The following is a 19633-nucleotide window of genomic DNA, read 5'->3' as shown; positions in this document are numbered from 1 at the left end:
TTGAACGCTCTGGGTATTAACTTCAGCCATCTCGCTTTAGGAATTGCATACCGCCTGATTTGGAATCTAGCATTAATTTGGCGTAAAAATAAGTATTTGTCTTATGTGAGCAAAGAATTTATTGATTTTTCTGGAGCTCTTTTAACAATCAAGCGAAATTTTGAATTTGCTTATGAGGCTGGCTGGTTGCTGCTGGCCTCAATTTTCCGTTTGATATATTACTTTTTTGAATAAATCACATTCTTTATATGTATTTTACCTATATAAGTAATAGTTGTAGAGTAGATAGTGTAAGAAGACATGAAAGGATGGACGACATATTATGCTAAAAAGTGATGTGCTCAAACAATCGACTACTCCTCTAGGCGGACCAGCTTTTCCGCAGGGGCCATATAAATTTCATAACAGGGAATACTTAAACATTGTCTACCGGACAGACTTAGAGGCCTTAAAGCGTATCGTACCTGAACCGCTGGAAATCGAAGAGCCGCTTGTGAAATTTGAAATCATGTATATGCCTGATGTAACCGGACTAGGCTGTTATACAGAGTCAGGCCAAGTCATACCGGTTAAATACAACGGAATACAGGGAGAATATTTGCATGCAATGTATGTGGACAATCATCCCGCCATTGCTGTTGGCCGTGAAGCCAGTGCATATCCTAAAAAACTAGGTGCTCCACGCTTATATACTGATTCAGATACTCTTGTCGGCACACTTGATTATGGAACACTGCGAGTCGCAACTGCGACAATGGGGTACAAGCATCAGCCTCTTGATATTGAAAAGGCCCGTGAAGAAATCATGAAGCCTACGTTCATGCTTAAGATTGTACCGGACTTCGATGGAAGCCTTAAGGTATGTGAACTTCTTCAGACCCAGATTACCGATTTGACCATCCATGGCGCATGGACAGCACCGGCTCGTTTGCAATTGTTCGAGCATGCACTTGCTCCAATGGCGGACCTGCCTGTACTTGAGGTCGTACATGCCTCACACATCTTAACTGATCTTACACTTTCAACACCGACACATGTTTATAATTATCTTGATGAGAAATAAAAAATATGCAAAGCGGCTGGCACTTGCAGGGGAAATCCTAAAGTGCCAGCCGCTTTTTTTATGTTTCCTGATTAATGGAAGGGCCTTGAAGCCTTTTTGTTTAAAAATCAGCAATACAATATATATATAGATATTCTTTCATATCCCTGCTGTCCCATTCATAAGTTCATGTTATAAGGGGGAGGAACAGTGGAGAAATCAACTAGGGCGAACGACAATGCAGATGCAGCCGAGAATGAAAGCAGCAAAAGAAAAAAATCATTAAGTGAAGCCAGGCTTGGGGAAATATTGTATTCCTGCTTTTTTGACCATGAAAAAGATTATCTGACGGGCAGCACCGAAAAAGGAATCAAATTGTATCTTTCATTCAGCAGGGATCCAGCTGAAAATCAAAGGGCGGAGAATGGTTTAAAGGCATTCCTTGATGAGCTGTATTCATAAATGGCATTCTGTCTTCTTTGAAAAAAGGTGATATCATGAAGCGGGTCTGGTGCTTATACCGTGTTTCTACCAAAAAACAGGTGAACACGGATGATGATCTTCCTATGCAGAAAAATGCATGCAGAAATTTTGTTGAAAAGATGGCGGACTGGGAAATAACAAATGAATTGTCTGAAAAGGGTGTTTCAGGCTGGTCTAAGAAAGGAAATCAGAGGGATGCCCTTAAAGTAATCAGGGAGGGTGCGAGAAACCGGGAGTTTGATGTGCTCCTTGTATTTATGTTTGATAGGCTTGGGCGGCGTGAAGATGAAACACCTATGGTTGTCAGTTTTTTGAATGAAAATGGCGTTGAAGTATGGTCGGTGCAGGAAGGCAGAAGAAATATAGAATCTCATAATGATAAACTGATGAATTATTTGAGTTTTTGGCTGTCGGACAATGAAAGCCATAAAACTTCCATCCGTGTCAGAGAATCCAAGAAGCAGCTTAGCAGCCAGGGATATTTTCAGGGAGGGACACCTCCGATTGGCTATAAAATTTACGAAACCGCAGAACTTCACTGGAAAAATAAAGACAGGCGCAAAAAAGAGTTAATGATAGAAGAAAAGGAGTCTGAATTAATCAAGATCATATTTTCCTTATATATAAACCGCCATATGGGATACAGGAAAATTGTCGATTATATTAATTCTAAAGGATTCAGAACCAGAGACGGGAAATTATTTGGTGTCAGTACCGTGCAAAGAATAGTGGGAAATCCGATTTATACAGGAAGAAAGCGATATAAAAGCTTTGATGGAAAAATGCATGAGCAGCCTCATAATGAAAAATTAAGGATAATCTCCGATGAAGCCTTTAATCAAGCACAAGATATCAAAAATAAAAGAAGACTATGCATGACTCAGCAAGATAAAGAAGGCATTCCTCTTACAGGAAAGCTTATGTTTTCCGGCCTGGCTCACTGCAGGTATTGCGGAGCAAAGTTAAGCGGGAATTACTTATACAGAAAACAGCGCAAGGGGGAAAAAGAAACCACAACGGTTATATACCGGTATAAATGCCCTCTCAATAAAGGGAATATAAGCGGCCATCACGCCTGCAGTATATGGGGAGCGAAAAAGTATGATAACTTGATACTGCAGCAGGTGAAACAGATCCTGAAACTATCTGCCGTTCATTTTCTTGAAGAATTTTCGGTGAATCTCAGAAAAAATAAGGAACGTTGTAATGAAAACAATATTCTTATGTTAGAAAGAGAAGAGCGGGACGGTTATAAAAAACTAAAAAACCTGCATGAAGAAATAGCGAGGTCCCTGGATGGAGAAAGTATGTTTACACCGCTTCAATTATCCCAGGCCATTAAGGGGCTGGAAGAAAAAATCAAAGAGAATCAAAAGAATAGATCACTTTTAAAAAGTGAAAATGATAATGGGAAATTGATCAATCCCCAAGATTGGGATGCGTTATTCGACGAGGCAGATGATGATTTAAAAAAGGCGCTGTTTTCGAAAATCATTGATAAAATCTTTCTGGCAAAAGAGGCGGTCTTCATTGACTTTACTGTACAGTTTGAAAAACTCATATTGTATAATCCAGAGGTGTGAATAATTATTTACACCTCTTTTTTATGCTTGTTTTTATAAGCAGTAGTGCATGTAGTTCCACATTGCAAATGCAGTCGAGATATTGGCATAGTCAATATTCTGGATGAGATTGAGATCCTTTTGGGGGTTGATGCCATGCTTTTTCAGCACAAACTCGCCAGCCATCTGCGGCATGCCGCCTTTTCTCTGGCCGAGGAAGGTTGATCCCTTCAGCATATTCCAATTGAAATTATCGATTTTTTTTCTTGAAAAAAGAAAGGTTCCGTCTGTCTGGGTCAATTGGGCGAAATTGATGACAGGGTCCTTAGATCCCTGGGCAGCAACATATATGGATGTTTCAGACCCTACCAATGCCACGTCTGCTCCGTTGGATAACAGGGCAGTCATCGTTTTATCTCCTCCGGCTGTCGTTTTCAGATCAATATCCAAACCTTCTTTCTTAAAAAATCCTTTTTCAATGGCCACATATTGAGGCGCGTAAAAAAGGGAACGTGTGACCTCTGCAATCCGGACTTTTGTTAAATCCTCTTTTCCGCATGCTGCAAGAGGTACGATTAATATACATGCAATCAATATGATCCATCCAGTTTTGATCCATTTCTTCACAATGTTGCCTCCTTCATTAAATGAAAATTATGCCTTTGGGCTGCTTTGGATTATCGTATGATGGAGCGGAAAATATGTGATTGCCCATGCAACACTTTTCTTTCCTGAGTTTTCTGCTAAATAAATTCCATGCAAATGGGGTATAGTTAAGTGGATTGCAAAGTTGAAAAATACGTAAACTTTGCTGCTATGGAACAAGGTGGTTGATTCCCTCTCCAGGATGCTCGCTTTTCACGCAAGCAGGTGAGCCTCCTCGGCTGTGCCTGCGGGGTCTCACCTGCTCTGCTAATCCCGCAGGAGTCTCGCACCTTACGCTCCAATCAACCTGACTTGGCAATGGTAACGCCTTACAGAACAAATTAAAAAAACAACAATCTTTAAGAAAAGGGCCTTAAGAAAAAAGCCCAAGATAAAAGAGAGGGGGGACTTTCATGATGGATGGAACCATCATATCCAAAGTGCGCTTTCCTTCTCCGCATCCGCATATCAAGCTCTATACCGTTACATATCTGTCTCAGGGTCTTCATGTGAAAGGCCTGCTGGCTGAACCGGATGGCGGGGAAATATATGAGGGTTTCTTATACTTGCGGGGCGGAATTAAGAATGTCGGAAAAGTAAGGCCCGGCAGGATCATACAATTTGCATCAAAGGGATTTATCGTTTTTGCTCCTTATTACAGAGGAAACCAAGGAGGCGAAGGTGATGAAGATTTCGCGGGTGAAGATAGAAATGATGCATTCGCCGGCTTTAAGCTGCTTGAAAATCATCATCGTGTAAAGAAGGACCGCATCCATGTATTTGGCTTTTCCCGAGGGGGAGTAATGGCTTTATGGACAGGCATCTCCTGTGAAAATACAGCATCAGTTGTGACATGGGGAGGTGTTTCGGATATGGCTCTAACCTATGTAGAGAGAGTGGAGCTCCGAAGGATGATGAAGCGTGTGATAGGCGGCACTCCGTTAAAGTATCCAGAGCGCTATGAATACAGAACACCATTGTACAAAGCAGAAGAGCTAAATGTTCCAGTCCTGATTATTCATGGCGAAAGGGACCGTAATGTATCTGTGGAACATGCGCACCGATTGGAGAAAATCTTAAAAGAAAAAGAAAAGCTAGTGGAAAGCTGGATATTCAGTGAATACACACATTATTTCCCTCCTGCAGTCAACCGGAAAATAGTTAGTGATTTAACTCAATGGATGAAAGTGCAGAAGCATTAAGTTAAAATGTAAATAGAAAAAGGTTTTAGTAGGAGGATTAATATATGGGGATGCCAATGGAATTGAACACCATGATTGTAACGAAGGGACGCGAAATCCGCAAGGAAGAAAATATGTTCAGCCTTGTGAAGGAGGGGTACAGACTTTATCCGATTGATATTCCAATTGAGGTAAAGAAGACCATTCAAAGTGACTCCAGCGGCATAGGGATTATTAAAAAAATAACATGGGAAAATGAACAGACCGCCATTACCTATCGTCTTGTTTCCTTGAATTCAACCAACTGAATGCCATCCAAAAAAAGCCATAATCCGGCAAGGATTATGGCTTTGGTGATTTAAATAAGCGGGCCGCCTAATTCTTTTATATCACTTGGCACATTGTTGAACTTTTGGAAATTTGTCAGGAATTTTTCTGCCAGTTCTTTGGCGGTTTTTTCATAAGCTGCTTGATCTGGCCATGTTTTCCCGGGCTGGAGCACTTGATCCGGGACCCCTGGCACATGCAGCGGGATATCGAACCCGAATATTTCATCCTTAACGGTTTCCACATTGGATAGTTCGCCTTCAAGCGCAGCCTGAACCATCGCTCTTGTATACGCAAGCTTCATCCTGCTTCCAGACCCGTATCCTCCTCCGGTCCATCCTGTGTTTACAAGGAAGACCTTTGCGCCATGCTGATCGATTCGTTCGCCGAGCATTTCAGCATAACGGCTTGCAGGAAGCGGCAGGAATGGTGACCCGAAACAGGTAGAGAATGTGGCTTCTGGTGATGTCACACCGCGTTCGGTACCTGCTAATTTACTGGTATAGCCGCTTAGAAAATGGAACATGGCTTGCTCTTTGGTCAGTTTGCTGATTGGCGGGAGTACGCCTGATGCGTCTGCCGTTAAAAATATGATGGCTGATGGATGTCCTGCAATGCTTGGGTCAACAATATTATCAATGGACTGGATCTGATAAGCCGCTCTTGTGTTTTCAGTAAGAGAGCTGTCATCATAATCAGCTTCACGTGTAAGAGGGTCAAGGACGACATTTTCCAGCACGGCTCCAAAACGGATGGCATCAAAGATCTGCGGTTCCTTTTCCCTTGATAAATTGATGCATTTGGCATAGCAGCCGCCTTCGATGTTAAAGACCCCGCCTGAAGACCATCCATGTTCATCATCTCCGATTAAACGGCGGTTAGGATCTGCTGAAAGTGTCGTTTTGCCAGTGCCTGATAATCCAAAAAACAAGGCAACATCTCCTTCGCGGCCAACATTTGCGGAACAATGCATAGGCAGAATCTCATTTTCAGGAAGCAGATAATTCATCACGGAAAAGATGGATTTCTTCATTTCGCCAGCATATTCGGTGCCGCCGATTAAAACCGTTTTCATTTCAAAGGAAATAATAATAAAGGTTTCCGTAAGTGTACCGTCAAGTTCCGGATCTGCTTTGAAATCCGGGGCAGAGATAACAGTGAATTCAGAATTATGTCCGCGGAGCTCTTCTTCATTTGGCCGGATGAACAATTGATGGGCAAACAAATTGTGCCAGGCATATTCGTTTATGATTTGAATAGGCAAGCGGGTCTTTTCATCAGCACCTGCAAAACCTTTGAAAACAAAAACTTCTTCTTTCTCTTTTAAATGGCTGATTACTTTATCATAAAGCTTCAGGAATACTTCCTTGGCAATCGGCTGATTGACAGTGCCCCAGTCCACTTTATCAGTGACTGAATCTTCCTTTACTATATATTTATCTCTAGGTGAGCGCCCCGTATATTTTCCTGTTTGCGCTTTCACGGCACCGGTAGAAGTAAGAACTCCTTCTTTGCGGCTTAATACTTTTTCCACTAGCTGCGGAACAGAAAGCTGTACATGTACGTTGCTTCCGGATAATAGTTGATGCAGTTCATTTGAAATGTCTACGGAATTCATGTAAGAGGTACCTTCCTTTACCATATTTAATGTTCAATATAAAATAGTATAACACATTAAGACTATTAATCTATACTAATCACTAACTTTTTATAGCCTTTTTTTAATGGCTAAAATTAATGGTTTGGGAAAATTTAAAGACAGGGGATTTTATCTATTTGGCTCGGAAATAATGCAGTTATTGGAAGTGTAAATAAAGTGAATTATGCCTGTGGAATTTGCCTGCTTTTTCCGCTGTCTGCGGTTCTTATACAACCAGCTATCGCTCAAAAGTGAAGCGGAAATCACCATTGGCCTAAACAAAGCTTGAATGATAGAATATGCGGCCGGGCAAGTTGAAACAGGACTTGCAGGAGTTAAAAAAACGAGGGAATCGATTACACTATACGAGGATTGAAAAATCAGGGCGGAAATGACAAGAAAAAAGAGTTGACATGATTCGACTTCTTACGTTATTATTTTACCTTGTACGGATTCTCTTATCCCGAGTTGGCGGAGGGACAGGCCCGATGAAACCCAGCAACCTGCTATTATTAAACTTGACTCATCTGAATGGTTTGGATGTTATAACAAGTGGAATTTTAGCGATGGTGCTAACCTGATGCAAGGCTAAGAAACCCTTGAACGATAAGAGTGAAAGGATAGATGTCAGACAACAAACCTTTCCTCACTAACCTGGAAAGGTTTTTATGCATTTTTCAAGCCTTTATTTTAACGATAGAGTGCATGTGAGTGTCATATTGTTATTATTCTGCATTTATTATTGGAACTAATAAGGGAATGAGCTCCGTCAAAACAAGTGATGAAAAGGCAGTGAAATCCTGCCGGCTCATAACTAAAACATACCATACTCTAAGGAGGAAATAAGATGTCAAAGAAACGTCGTCTATTTACTTCTGAATCTGTTACAGAAGGCCATCCGGATAAGATTTGTGACCAAATTTCAGATTCTATACTAGATGCAATTCTTGAAAAAGATGCAAATGCCCGTGTTGCTTGTGAAACCTCAGTTACAACAGGTTTAGTACTGGTTGCAGGCGAAATTACTACGTCTACATATGTAGACATCCCGAAAATTGTGCGTGACACCATTGCAGGAATTGGCTATACACGCGCCAAATTCGGTTTTGATGCCCAAACTTGTGCAGTTTTAAGTTCAATCGATGAACAGTCTGCAGATATTGCACAAGGTGTTGACCAGGCATTGGAAGCACGTGAAGGACAAATGTCTGATGAAGAAATCGAAGCAATCGGAGCGGGAGACCAGGGCTTAATGTTCGGTTTTGCCTGCAATGAAACTAAAGAGCTTATGCCTCTTCCGATTTCACTGGCACACAAGCTTTCACACAGATTGACTCAAGTCCGCAAAGACGAAGTTCTTGATTACCTTCGCCCGGACGGCAAAACACAGGTAACTGTTGAGTATGATGAAAACAATAAACCAGTCCGCATCGACACAATTGTTATCTCTACCCAGCATGCTCCTGAAGTCAGCTTAGAGCAAATCCAAAGCGACTTAAAAGAACATGTCATTAATCCAGTGGTTCCTAGTGAATTGATTGATGCAGATACAAAATACTTCATTAACCCGACTGGCCGTTTTGTAATTGGCGGACCTCAAGGGGATGCAGGTCTTACAGGCCGCAAAATCATCGTAGATACTTACGGCGGTTATGCACGCCATGGCGGCGGTGCTTTCTCTGGAAAAGACGCTACAAAAGTTGACCGTTCTGCGGCATATGCAGCCCGTTATGTTGCAAAGAACCTTGTTGCTGCAGGTCTTGCAGACAAGGCTGAAGTGCAGCTTGCATACGCTATTGGTGTAGCTCAGCCAGTTTCCATCTCAGTAGATACATTTGGAACAGGAACCATCAGTGAAGATGTTTTGGTTGATCTTGTGCGCAGCAACTTTGATTTGCGCCCGGCAGGAATCATCAAAATGCTGGATCTTCGCCGCCCAATATACAAGCAGACTGCAGCATACGGACACTTTGGCCGTACTGACGTAGATCTTCCTTGGGAACGTACTGACAAAGCTGATTCTTTAAAAGAACAAGCTGCTCAAGCGTAAAATAGGAAAAAGCTGTCCTTAAAGACCGGAATCCGGCCTTTTAGGGCAGCTTTTTGTTTTTGGCTGTTTCCGTAAACTTGGGATTGTCTCACAGAACTCATGGGAGATTAACTTTTAAATGACGGATTATTTTATGCCAGTATTAAGAATAATAATAAAATGTTTATTCGATGGTTTCAGCATACTTATAATACTGTCCCTTTTCTGCATATTCCCGGACAATCCGCTCCATATCTTTTTTATCTTCTTCTGTTAATTCCCGGATCACTTTAGCGGGCCTGCCAAAAGCGAGCATGTTAGGAGGAATGGTTTTTCCTTGAGGCACCAGGCTGCCTGCCCCAATGAATGCACCTTCGCCGACTTCAGCTCCGTCAAGCACAATGGAGCCCATCCCGATGAGCGAGCCTTTGCGGAGTATACAGCTGTGCAAAGTAACCTGATGTCCGACTGTCACTTCATCTTCAATGATAAGGGGATTTCGCGGACTTTGATGCAGAACGCTGTTGTCCTGGATACTGACCTTTTTGCCTATGACTGTCGGAGCCACATCCCCGCGGATGACCGTGTTGAACCAGATGGACGTTTCCTCGCCGATTTTCACATCTCCGGTTATGATTGAGTAATCCGCAAGATAAACGCTTTCATGAATCTCGGGTATTTTTCCTTTATATGGGTAAATAGTCATCGAGTATCAAATCCTTTCCGAAGCGAGTGTTTTTTATGTATGATTATATAATATCAAATGTTATCATTACATTCTGCAATTGAAGCAATAATACAACTAGAATAGATATTTTAAGGAGGATTTTCTGTATGTGGAAATGGGAGGCTGAAGGCAGCGCCAAAGGTGTAATTGTTATGGTCCATGGTGCAATGGAGCATCATGGGCGCTATAAATGGCTGTCTCAGATGTGGAGGTCATCGGGATACCATGTAATTATGGGGGATCTTCCGGGCCAGGGCATGACAACCAGAGCCTTTCGGGGGCATATTGAATCCTTTGACCAATATTTATATGAAGTAAGAGGCTGGATTGAGGAAGCATATAGTTATTCTCTGCCGGTATTTTTGCTTGGGCATAGTATGGGCGGTCTTGTTGCAATCCGCCTGCTGCAGGAGGAAGAGCTCGATCTTGCCGGTGTAATCCTTTCATCTCCATGTCTCGGTCTGGCATTGCATCCTTCAAAGCTTATGAATGCTCTCTCCCGCGGGCTTAATATTACATTTCCTAAATTAAGAATAGATGCAGGGCTTACACCCGAGTTAGCAACTAGAAATGATGATATCAAAGAATCTGATCTTAATGATTCTCTTTTTGTAACGAAGGTTTCTGTCCGCTGGTATAGGGAACTGCTTAACGCAATGAAAGAGGCGTTTGAAGAAATTCCTGAATTTGAGGATCTTCCCCTTCTGGTCATGCAGGGCGGAGATGATAAAATTGTGGACAAGCGCCTTGTCCGTGAGTGGTTCAATTACAATCTTTGCAGCGAAAAGCAGTTTAAAGAATGGCCGGGACTGTATCATGAAATATTTAATGAGCCTGAAAGAGAAGATGTGTTCCGATATGCCCTTGGGTTTGTGGAGAACAGACTAAGGGCACTAGGCTATATTATGCAGTAATGTACCTCCAATTAAAAAGGTTTGCCTGCCCCAATTAGGGCCGGCAAACCTTTTTATCTTTTTTCGATGGCTATAACAAATGGAGGGCTGTTCACCTGGTTGATAAAACTGTATTGCAGGACATGGGCTTTTTGCTGATCCAGGCCGGCTGCAAACGCAAGGATTTCCTCTTTCTCCCGTGCTCCCCCGGGATGGCCGTGATAAATGACCAAAACAATGATTCCTTCAGGGGCCATGATATCAAGCAGCTGTTCAATGGCCGGAATGGTTGTCGATGCCATGGTTACAATCGTTTTATCGCCGCCTGGCAGGTAACCTAAATTAAAAATTGCTCCAGTTATTTTGCCGAAGTGCTTTTTGGGAATGCTGGCGGTGATATGCTGATGCCCTGTATGGAAAAGTGTGCATTGATGCTCCAGATTGGCATCGGCAAGTTTCTTTGCGGTATGTTCAATTGCTTCTTTTTGAATATCAAATCCGTAAACATGTCCACTTTCCCCTGTGAGCCCTGCAAGGTAGACGGTGTCATGGCCATTGCCTGCTGTACCGTCGATTGCGATGTCACCAGGTGCAATGGCTGTTTGAAGCAATGATTGTGCAAACGGCAGGTTTTTTTTCAGTTTCATGGCTGCACCTCAAGAATCCGTTTGTAAAATTTACCCTGCCAGCTGTCACGTCTTTTAAGCTCTGCGTCTATTGCATTTAACACCTTCCACTTGTTAAGGCTCCACATTGGGCCAACCATCAGTTCGATGGGACCGTCGCCTGTAATTCTGTGAATGATCATTTCCGGCGGGATGATTTCAAGCTGATCTGCAACAAGGCTTATATAATCATCAAAAGATAAAAATTCGAGCAGTCCTTTTTCATATTGTTTTACCATTGGAGTACCCTTTAGAAGATGCAGAAGATGAATTTTAATACCCTGAACATCTAGTTTTGCTGCTTCGCGTGCGGTTTCCATCATCATTTCTGCCGACTCTTGCGGAAGGCCGTTGATGATGTGGGTGCATACCCGGATTCCATGCTTTCTCAGCTTGCTTACCCCTGTTTTATAGCATTCAAAATCATGGGCGCGGTTAATCAGATCGGCTGTTTTTTCATGCACGGTCTGAAGCCCGAGTTCCACCCACAGGTAGGTGCGCTGATTCAGTTCGGCAAGATACTCAACAACATCATCAGGAAGGCAATCCGGCCTTGTGGCAATGGATAGCCCGACAACACCTTCCTGTTTAAGAACAAGCTCATATTTTTCCTTTAATTCTTCAAGAGGAGCATGAGTGTTAGTAAATGCCTGGAAGTAGGCCATATACTTGCCATCCTTCCACTTATCGTGCATCTTCTCGCTGATCTTTTTGAATTGGACTTCAAGATTTTCTGCCCTGTTTCCGGCAAAATCACCAGATCCAGCCGCACTGCAGAAGGTGCAGCCGCCATGTGCCACTGTACCATCACGGTTTGGACAGTCAAACCCGCCATCCAGCGCCACCTTGAATACCTTGTGGCCGAACTCTTGTCTGAGGTGGTAATTCCACGTATGATACCTCTTATCATCTGAAGCATATATAAACGGGTTACTCCCGGACATATCAAAAACCTCCCAAAACCTTGGCTTTACCTCGGTTATATTGTTTCTTTTTACTGCGCGCCTTCTGATGGGTCTTATGCTGGTCGGGGCCCCCCAGGACGGGGGTCACAAAGACGTTGCCGCAGGACGCGGCGTTCGTAGTCTTTGTTCCTCAAAACAGGCGCTTTCGCACTATGTGTAATCCAGCTCCAGCGCCTAGCCTCTCGAGGTCATAAGTCACATCGGAATTGAAGGCAAAGAACGCCTTCTATTCTGATGCGCCTTATGCAGGTCGGAGGCCCCCAGGACGGGGGTCACAAAGACGTTGCCGCAGGACGCGGCGTTCTTAGTCTTTGTTCTGCTATTCAGGCGCTTACGCACTATGTGTAATCCAGCTGCAGCGCCTAGCTCGCTGTGCAAAAGATGTTTTGTCCTCAGAAGGCAAAGAGCGCCTTCTAAGGCCAAAACCCTATTTGCTTCACGAGCTAAACAGGCGCTTTCGCTTTATATGTATCATCTCAAATTTTCGTTTTTTTTTCCACTGGCTTGTGCGGCTTGGGATGGAGTTTAAAATTGGTTTTTCTTGTATGAGATATTACGGGCGGTGTTAGCGGAAACTAGGAGGGATGATGATTTCATCATACAAGCTACCTGGGGAGAGGATATGGATGGCGACAAGACAATCTATCGAGGATTGCCTGCAGCAATGTGAAGCTGCTCTCAGAAGCGGCCTTGAACAGTACAGGGAAGGCGCTAAACAGGAGCATTACGGAGATTTAGCATATACAGATTCACAAGGAATGCTGCAGGAAGCATTAAATGATGTGGACCGGATGTGGGAAAGCAGCAATCATCAGCAGAGAGAGCAGCTGCATAGAATGAGGCTTCAGCTTCAGCAGATGCAAAATAACATGATTCTGCTCAGCCATTAAGAAATTGTACAAAAAGGCACTGAGGAATTTTTATTTCCAGTGTCTTTTTTTGTGCGTTACATTTTATATTTTCAAAAAAAAGCAGAAACTCTAAATTCACGTAAAAGACATAAAAAAAGTATTGCAGGCGTTCTAAAAAAGCAATAGAATAATGTGGGCTCAAAAAGAAACTTACACATAGAAGGAGGTTAATGATGCCTCGATCATTATGGCTTTTAATTATCGGAATGGCCTTGAATGTAACTGCTTCATCATTCCTGTGGCCTTTAAATACAATATATCTTCATAAGTATCTGGGGGAGTCATTATCTGCTGCAGGGCTTGTATTAATGGCGAATTCCCTTGCCAGCGTTTTCGGTAACCTTTGCGGCGGTTATCTTTTTGATAAGGCAGGTGGCTATAAAAGTGTGCTGGCAGGAGTGTTCATTACCTTTGCCTCCTCAATTGGCATGGTAGCCAATCACGAAATAATATCATATACAATCTTCCTGACGCTGTCAGGCTTTGGTACAGGAATTATTTTTCCGGCAATTTTCGCGATGGCTGGCTCTGTCTGGAAAGAGGGCGGAAGAAAATCCTTCAATGCCATATATGTTGCCCAAAATCTTGGTGTGGCACTTGGATCAGCTTTGGGCGGAATTATTGCATCCTACTCATTTCAATACATTTTTGCTGCGAATGCAATTATGTATCTGGCCTTTCTCCTGCTGGCTGTGTTCGGGTTTCGGGGGATTGAAGGTGATGCTGCCGTACAGACTTCGGTATTGAATGAAAGCATACCTGTAAAGCACAGCAAAAAAATTCTTGCTTTATCCGTTCTGTGCGTAGGGTACTTCTTATGCTGGATCGGATATGTGCAGTGGCAATCCACCATTGCTGACTACACTCAGCAAATTGGCTTATCACTGAAGCAATACAGTTTATTCTGGGCAATAAACGGATCGATTATCGTTCTTGCGCAGCCGGTCATCAAAGTACTGATTAAATGGTTTGCCAAAACGCTTAAAATACAGCTTGTTGCTGGAATGCTCATTTTTATCATTTCGTTTACAGTCGCGGCAAATGCGCATGATTTTTCCGGTTTTTTAACTGCAATGGTGATTTTGACGATTGGTGAAATGTTTGTCTGGCCTGCAGTTCCCGCTGTGGCCAATGATTTGGCTGTAAAGGGAAGGGAAGGATTTTATCAGGGTATCGTCAATTCAACGGCAACTGCCGGAAGAATGGTTGGCCCGCTTCTTGGCGGTTTTCTGGTCGATACACATGGCATGAATATGATGTTCAGCATTTTTACAATTTCATTCGTCATTGCCATCTTTACTATATTTATGTATGAACGTGTCTTAAAGAAGGCGGAAGAAAATAATCAGGTGGTTTCAGATCTTTGACCGTCATTTTTGAAGAAAAAGGGCACACATTTCCTTAATTTCTGAATATATAAGGAAAAACTGTTTATAATCTTAAATACCTGCTCTTGCTTTTCTTGCAGAAATTTACTAGAATACCTATATAATTAAATAAAAGTGAAGAACTATGATAAGGAGCAGTAGCGGTTAGAACCTGTTATAGAGAGTTGGCGGATGGTGCAAGCCAATCAGGAGAGATCGTGAACTCGCCTTGGAGTTCCAGGCATGAAGCATTTATTAGTGTCTGGCGTTTATCCGCGTTAAGGAATTTAAGCTGGGCGAGTTTTATTTCGCCAATGTGGGTGGTACCGCGGGAAGATCATACATAATCCTCTCGTCCCTTTTTTGAGGGATGAGGGGATTTTTTATGTTTTATGAACTGTATGCTTATTTTAGGAGGAAAAATCTATGAGTTTTAACCATCGCAAAATCGAAAAAAAATGGCAAAATTATTGGCAGGAACATAAGACCTTCTTAACAAATGAAGAAAAGGGAAAACGGAAATTCTATTCTCTTGATATGTTTCCCTACCCGTCCGGAGCAGGCCTCCATGTGGGGCATCCTGTCAGCTATACGGCAAGCGATATTCTTGCCCGCCTAAAAAGAATGCAGGGATATAAAGTGCTCCACCCTATGGGCTGGGATGCATTCGGCCTTCCTGCAGAGCAATATGCACTTGATACAGGAAACCATCCAGCAGGGTTTACGGAGCATAATGTCAATACATTCCGCCGCCAGATCCAATCACTTGGATTTTCGTATGATTGGGACAGGGAAATTAACACAACTTCACCTGATTACTATAAATGGACACAATGGATTTTTACAAAGTTATATGAAAAGGGCCTTGCCTATATTGACGAAGTAGCTGTTAACTGGTGTCCGGCTCTTGGGACCGTACTGGCAAATGAAGAAGTTATCGACGGAAAAAGCGAACGCGGCGGGCATCCGGTAGAACGCCGCCCAATGAAGCAATGGGTGCTTCGCATTACAGCATATGCCGACCGTTTAATTGATGATCTTGATGAAGTGGCTTGGCCTGAAAATATAAAGGATATGCAAAGAAACTGGATCGGCCGTTCAGAGGGAGCAGAAGTGACATTTGCGATTGAAGGTCATGCAGAAACATTTACAGTCTTTACGACTCGTCCAGATACATTGTTTGGAGCGACATATGCAGTGCTTTCACCAGAGCATCCTTTTGTTGAAAAAATAACGGCAGATGGCCAAAAGGCAGCAGTCGAGGCTTACATCCAGGAAGTGAAAAATAAAAGCGATCTTGAACGGACTGAACTATCTAAAGAAAAGACCGGCGCATTTACAGGCGCTTATGCCATCAACCCGGTCAATGGAGAAAAAATGCCAATCTGGATTGCGGATTATGTTTTGATGAGCTATGGAACCGGAGCCATCATGGCTGTACCTGCCCATGATGAGCGTGATTACGAATTCGCGAAGAAGTTTGATTTACCGATCAAAGAGGTCGTGTTTGGAGGAAATGTTGAAGAGGAAGCATATACCGGAGACGGCAAGCATGTTAATTCCGGATTTTTAGATGGCATGGATAAAGAAAGTGCCATCCAAAAAATGATTGGCTGGCTTCAGGAAAAAGGAATCGGTGAAAAGAAGGTGACCTACCGTCTGCGCGATTGGCTTTTCAGCCGCCAGCGTTATTGGGGAGAGCCTATCCCGATCATTCATTGGGAAGATGGAGCCGTTGAGGCGGTTGCTGAAAAAGATCTCCCTGTCATCCTTCCGGAAACAGCAGAAATCAAACCATCCGGCACGGGGGAATCTCCGCTTGCTAATATTACGGAATGGGTAAACGTCACAGATGAAAACGGAAGAAAAGGACGCCGTGAAACGAACACAATGCCTCAATGGGCAGGAAGCAGCTGGTACTTCCTTCGTTATATCGATCCTCATAATACAGAAGCGATCGCTGATCCTGAAAAATTAAAAGAATGGCTTCCGGTGGATATGTATATCGGCGGTGCCGAGCATGCCGTTCTTCATTTGCTGTATGCACGTTTTTGGCATAAATTCTTATACGACATCGGTGTTGTGCCTACAAAAGAACCATTCCAGAAGCTATTCAACCAGGGAATGATTTTAGGCTCCAACAATGAAAAAATGAGTAAGTCAAAAGGGAATGTCGTGAATCCGGATGACATCGTAAACAGCCATGGAGCAGATACACTTCGGATGTACGAAATGTTCATGGGTCCTCTTGATGCATCGATTGCATGGTCGACAAATGGGTTAGATGGCTCACGCCGCTTCCTTGACCGTGTCTGGCGGCTATTGGTAGAGGAAAACGGATCCTTATCAACAAAAATTACAGGAAAAGATGATGGAAAGCTTGAAAAAGTGTATCATCAGACTGTTAAAAAAGTAACCGAGAATTATGAGGAATTGAAATTCAATACAGCTATTTCACAATTAATGGTATTCATCAATGACGCTTATAAAGCGGATGTTCTTCCAAAAGCATATGTGGAAGGATTTGTGAAGATGTTGTCACCTGTCGCTCCTCATATTGCTGAAGAGCTTTGGGAAATGCTTGGACATACAGGTACCATCACATATGAAGCATGGCCTGCTTATGATGAAGCAAAGCTTGCTGACGATGAAATTGAGATCGTTCTTCAGGTAAACGGAAAAGTGAAAACAAAATTAATGGTACCTGCTGATACATCGAAGGAAAAATTGGAAGAAATCGCAATGGGCGACGATGCAATCAAAGAACAAATCGATGGGAAAACGGTCCGCAAAGTAATTGCCGTTCCTGGCAAGCTTGTAAACATAGTAGCGAACTAATAGTGTAACAGCAGACACCTCCATAATTTGGAGGTGTTTGCTTGTTGCAAACTCACGGCTTGTAAGCACAATCAGCCGCTATCTTCGGCCCCAGCTTTTAGAAAGATTCAAAAAAAGCTGTTATAATAAAGGAAAGCACATCAGTTTGGAAAATAATCCTCCACTGGTGGCAGCAGCAGAGTCAGCCGGGCTTTTTCGTGCAGTAATCCCTGGCTTGAGATGGGTTTTACTGCCTGACAGCCGTATGCAAATAAAATAATTTTAAAGAGGTGCACATATGGAAGAAATCAAAGAAATTACTACAGAAGAACTGCAAAAGAAGATAGAAGCCGGGGAAAATCTTGAACTTGTGGATGTCCGGGAAGATGATGAAGTTCAATTTGGCATGATTGAAGGTGCCAAGCATATCAGAATGAATACTATTCCTGATAATCTGGATTATTTTGATAAAAATAAAGAATATATTTTTATTTGCCGCTCTGGACGCCGCAGCATAAATGTATGCCACTATATGCATGACCAAGGATTTAAAGTGCGGAACATGACTGGCGGAATGATGAATTGGGACGGAGAAGTCATTGTTAAATAATTTCCTTTTTCAGGTATATTTTTACTGATTGATGGGAACCCTGTTTTAAAAAAGGCAGGGGAGAGGCATTGATCCAAGTAAAGCTATTTGATTATGAGCATGAAAAAGATCTGGAATCAGAAATGAATGTGTTTCTAAAGAATATCCGTGATAATCAAATTGTGGATATCAAATACAATGTCGCTGCGACTGGCGAAGAAGAAGAGGAACAAATCTACTGCTTCAGTGCCATGGTCATTTACAAGAAATAAGAGGCTATCCTTAATGGATGCCTCTTTTTCTATGCTGTGCCGCAATCAGTATGAGTTCATTTTCTGGGACTTGCTGTATAATGCTGCATTCTGGCCAGCAAGCCGTCCGGTCACAAGTGCGGAGGTAATATTATAGCCTCCGGTGTATCCGTGGATATCAAGAATTTCACCGCAAAAGTATAGCCCGTCCATGAATTTTGAAGCCATTTCCTTTGGATGGATTTCTTTGACTGAAACACCGCCGCCTGTTACAAATGCCTTTTCAAGCGGCTGTGTCCCGTTTACGGTAAAACGGAAATCCTTGCAAAGAGAAGCAAAAGCCCTTAGTTTTTCGTGTGAAATCGTTCCTCCTTGTTCTTGAAGGCCGATTTCGTTTTTTTCAAGGAGGAAATGCAGGTAACGCTCTGGCAGCAAACCCTTGAGTGCATTTTTAATGGCTTTTTTAGGCTCGTCCTTCACTTCTTTCATGATATCCTGGAATAATTCCTCTTTGTTTTTGTCAGGCAAAGCATCAAGCATCATGGTCACACGGGGGAGGTTCCACTTTTTCATGGCTTTTACAACAAATTGGCTGCAGCGCAGGACAGCGGGACCCGAGATGCCAAAATGGGTGAATATCATATCCATTTTATGTGTAATAAGGCTTTTTCCCTTAGGATTGAGAACGCTTAAGTCTGCATCTCGTAAAGAGAGCCCCTGGAGAGTTTTATTCTTGATAAATTCCTCATCGCTTGTAATGGGGACCTCTGTTGGAAACAAATCTGTTATGGTGTGGCCTGCCTTTTTCGCCCAGGCGTATCCGTCGCCTGTAGAACCGGTATGAGGCACAGATTTGCCGCCGACCGCTATCACGATTGCATCTGCAGAAAAATACTGGCCATCCTTGAATCTAACTCCCGCAGTCCTGCCGTTTTCATACTCTACATCTGCAACTGGGGAATTAGTGAAAATAGTGACATTCAAATCTTTCAGCTTTGAAATCAGGGCATCTACAACACTTTGTGCCTTATTGTTTACAGGAAACATCCGGCCATGATCTTCTTCTTTCAGCTGAATTCCCAGCTTTTCAAAAAAGACAATAATATCTTCATTATTAAATACAGAAAATGCACTATATAAAAAGCGTCCATTTCCTGGTATGTGTTTTATAATTTCATCAATGGAAAGGCGATTTGTAACATTGCACCGCCCGCCGCCGGATATGGCAAGCTTTCTGCCCAATTTTTCTCCTTTATCAGCCAAAAGGACTTTTAATCCCTTTTCACCGGCAGCAATGGCAGCCATTAACCCTGATGGCCCGCCGCCAATAACTATTACATCATATTTCATCTCTATCACCGCTTCTTGTCTATTTCGTAAACTTTGTTGCTGCTGAACAAGGTGGTTGATTTCCGCCCAATCAACCTGACTTAACAATGGGACGCCTCACAGAACTTATTTAAAAACAACGATCTTTAAGAAAATTTTGTTGCTATGAAACAAGGTGGTTGATTTCCTCTCCAGGATGCTCCCTTTCCGC

17 protein-coding genes, 2 pseudogenes, 1 riboswitch and 1 other annotated feature are annotated in these 19633 nt (G+C 42.8%); of the genes and pseudogenes, 13 read left to right on the top strand and 6 right to left on the bottom strand.

The genetic code is table 11. The annotated features are described in order from the left end of the window. The 4 genes and pseudogenes from BIV59_RS23505 to BIV59_RS04115 form a co-directional block, all read left to right on the top strand. Positions 1 to 234: pseudogene (locus BIV59_RS23505) on the top strand (hypothetical protein); the annotation flags it as partial. An 88-nt stretch (positions 235 to 322) separates the two neighbouring features. Then, positions 323 to 1063: an acetoacetate decarboxylase gene (locus BIV59_RS04125; RefSeq protein ID WP_071350183.1), complete on the top strand. Its 741-nt coding sequence runs from the start codon at positions 323 to 325 to the stop codon at positions 1061 to 1063. Between the two features lie 189 nt (positions 1064 to 1252). Continuing rightward, a complete protein-coding gene (locus tag BIV59_RS04120; protein WP_071350182.1) occupies positions 1253 to 1504 on the top strand; it encodes a hypothetical protein in 252 nt (83 codons plus the stop codon). A gap of 35 nt (positions 1505 to 1539) precedes the next feature. After that, positions 1540 to 3108, top strand: a complete 1569-nt coding sequence (locus BIV59_RS04115) for a recombinase family protein (RefSeq protein ID WP_071350181.1) — start codon at positions 1540 to 1542, stop codon at positions 3106 to 3108. Between the two features lie 63 nt (positions 3109 to 3171). Here the strand turns inward: BIV59_RS04115 and BIV59_RS04110 are convergent. Continuing rightward, a pseudogene (locus BIV59_RS04110) lies at positions 3172 to 3714 on the bottom strand (ABC transporter substrate-binding protein); the annotation flags it as partial. A gap of 431 nt (positions 3715 to 4145) precedes the next feature. Between BIV59_RS04110 and BIV59_RS04105 the strand changes: the two are divergent. Beyond that, positions 4146 to 4934 carry an alpha/beta hydrolase family protein gene (locus BIV59_RS04105; RefSeq protein ID WP_071350180.1) on the top strand — a complete coding sequence of 263 codons (789 nt, stop codon included), beginning with the start codon at positions 4146 to 4148 and terminating at the stop codon, positions 4932 to 4934. 44 nt (positions 4935 to 4978) lie between these two features. After that, positions 4979 to 5221 (top strand): DUF2584 domain-containing protein, encoded by a 243-nt coding sequence (locus tag BIV59_RS04100; protein ID WP_071350179.1) that lies wholly within the window; start codon positions 4979 to 4981, stop codon positions 5219 to 5221. A gap of 50 nt (positions 5222 to 5271) precedes the next feature. On the opposite strand, the gene pckA is transcribed toward BIV59_RS04100, so the two are convergent. After that, positions 5272 to 6858, bottom strand: a complete 1587-nt coding sequence (pckA, locus tag BIV59_RS04095; protein WP_071350178.1) for a phosphoenolpyruvate carboxykinase (ATP) — start codon at positions 6856 to 6858, stop codon at positions 5272 to 5274. Positions 6859 to 7334: 476 nt separating this feature from the next. Continuing rightward, a riboswitch (SAM riboswitch) is annotated at positions 7335 to 7492 on the top strand. A gap of 234 nt (positions 7493 to 7726) precedes the next feature. On the opposite strand from pckA, the gene metK reads away from it, so the two are divergent. After that, a complete protein-coding gene (gene metK / locus BIV59_RS04090; RefSeq protein ID WP_071350177.1) occupies positions 7727 to 8929 on the top strand; it encodes a methionine adenosyltransferase in 1203 nt (400 codons plus the stop codon). 163 nt (positions 8930 to 9092) lie between these two features. Here the strand turns inward: metK and BIV59_RS04085 are convergent, their stop codons facing one another. Then, the gene (locus BIV59_RS04085) at positions 9093 to 9614 is read right to left on the bottom strand and encodes a gamma carbonic anhydrase (RefSeq protein WP_071350176.1); all 522 of its coding nucleotides are present in this window, start codon (positions 9612 to 9614) and stop codon (positions 9093 to 9095) included. Positions 9615 to 9742: 128 nt separating this feature from the next. Between BIV59_RS04085 and BIV59_RS04080 the strand changes: the two genes are divergently transcribed. Beyond that, positions 9743 to 10549 carry an alpha/beta hydrolase gene (locus tag BIV59_RS04080; protein WP_071350175.1) on the top strand — a complete coding sequence of 269 codons (807 nt, stop codon included), beginning with the start codon at positions 9743 to 9745 and terminating at the stop codon, positions 10547 to 10549. 53 nt (positions 10550 to 10602) lie between these two features. Here the strand turns inward: BIV59_RS04080 and mnmM are convergent, their stop codons facing one another. Further along, the gene (gene mnmM, locus BIV59_RS04075) at positions 10603 to 11175 is read right to left on the bottom strand and encodes a tRNA 5-(aminomethyl)-2-thiouridylate-methyltransferase MnmM (RefSeq protein WP_071350174.1); all 573 of its coding nucleotides are present in this window, start codon (positions 11173 to 11175) and stop codon (positions 10603 to 10605) included. Beyond that, on the bottom strand, positions 11172 to 12137 hold the full coding sequence (mnmL, locus tag BIV59_RS04070; RefSeq protein ID WP_071350173.1) for a tRNA modification radical SAM protein MnmL/YtqA: 966 nt from the start codon (positions 12135 to 12137) through the stop codon (positions 11172 to 11174). The genes mnmM and mnmL overlap by 4 nt, the downstream gene beginning before the upstream one ends. Positions 12138 to 12784: 647 nt before the next feature. On the opposite strand from mnmL, the gene BIV59_RS04065 reads away from it, so the two are divergent. The 5 genes from BIV59_RS04065 to BIV59_RS04040 all read left to right on the top strand — a co-directional run bounded on the left by BIV59_RS04065 (position 12785) and on the right by BIV59_RS04040 (position 18114). After that, on the top strand, positions 12785 to 13048 hold the full coding sequence (locus BIV59_RS04065; protein WP_071350189.1) for a YtzC family protein: 264 nt from the start codon (positions 12785 to 12787) through the stop codon (positions 13046 to 13048). A gap of 194 nt (positions 13049 to 13242) precedes the next feature. Next, complete coding sequence (locus tag BIV59_RS04060; protein ID WP_071350172.1) at positions 13243 to 14436, top strand: MDR family MFS transporter; 1194 nt, start codon at positions 13243 to 13245, stop codon at positions 14434 to 14436. 136 nt (positions 14437 to 14572) lie between these two features. Continuing rightward, positions 14573 to 14799 (top strand) — a binding site (T-box leader). A 63-nt stretch (positions 14800 to 14862) separates the two neighbouring features. Next, positions 14863 to 17274, top strand: a complete 2412-nt coding sequence (gene leuS, locus BIV59_RS04055) for a leucine--tRNA ligase (protein WP_071350171.1) — start codon at positions 14863 to 14865, stop codon at positions 17272 to 17274. 277 nt (positions 17275 to 17551) lie between these two features. Beyond that, positions 17552 to 17863 (top strand): rhodanese-like domain-containing protein, encoded by a 312-nt coding sequence (locus BIV59_RS04045; protein ID WP_071350169.1) that lies wholly within the window; start codon positions 17552 to 17554, stop codon positions 17861 to 17863. 68 nt (positions 17864 to 17931) lie between these two features. Beyond that, positions 17932 to 18114: a sporulation protein Cse60 gene (locus BIV59_RS04040; protein WP_071350168.1), complete on the top strand. Its 183-nt coding sequence runs from the start codon at positions 17932 to 17934 to the stop codon at positions 18112 to 18114. 45 nt (positions 18115 to 18159) lie between these two features. Here BIV59_RS04040 and BIV59_RS04035 read toward each other — a convergent pair whose 3' ends face one another. Next, positions 18160 to 19443 (bottom strand): BaiN/RdsA family NAD(P)/FAD-dependent oxidoreductase, encoded by a 1284-nt coding sequence (locus BIV59_RS04035; protein ID WP_071350188.1) that lies wholly within the window; start codon positions 19441 to 19443, stop codon positions 18160 to 18162. Positions 19444 to 19633: the final 190 nt, after the last annotated feature.

This window comes from Bacillus sp. MUM 13, from assembly GCF_001866725.1.
Lineage (GTDB): Bacteria > Bacillota > Bacilli > Bacillales > DSM-1321 > Peribacillus.
This window is presented reverse-complemented; position numbering and strand designations above follow the sequence as displayed.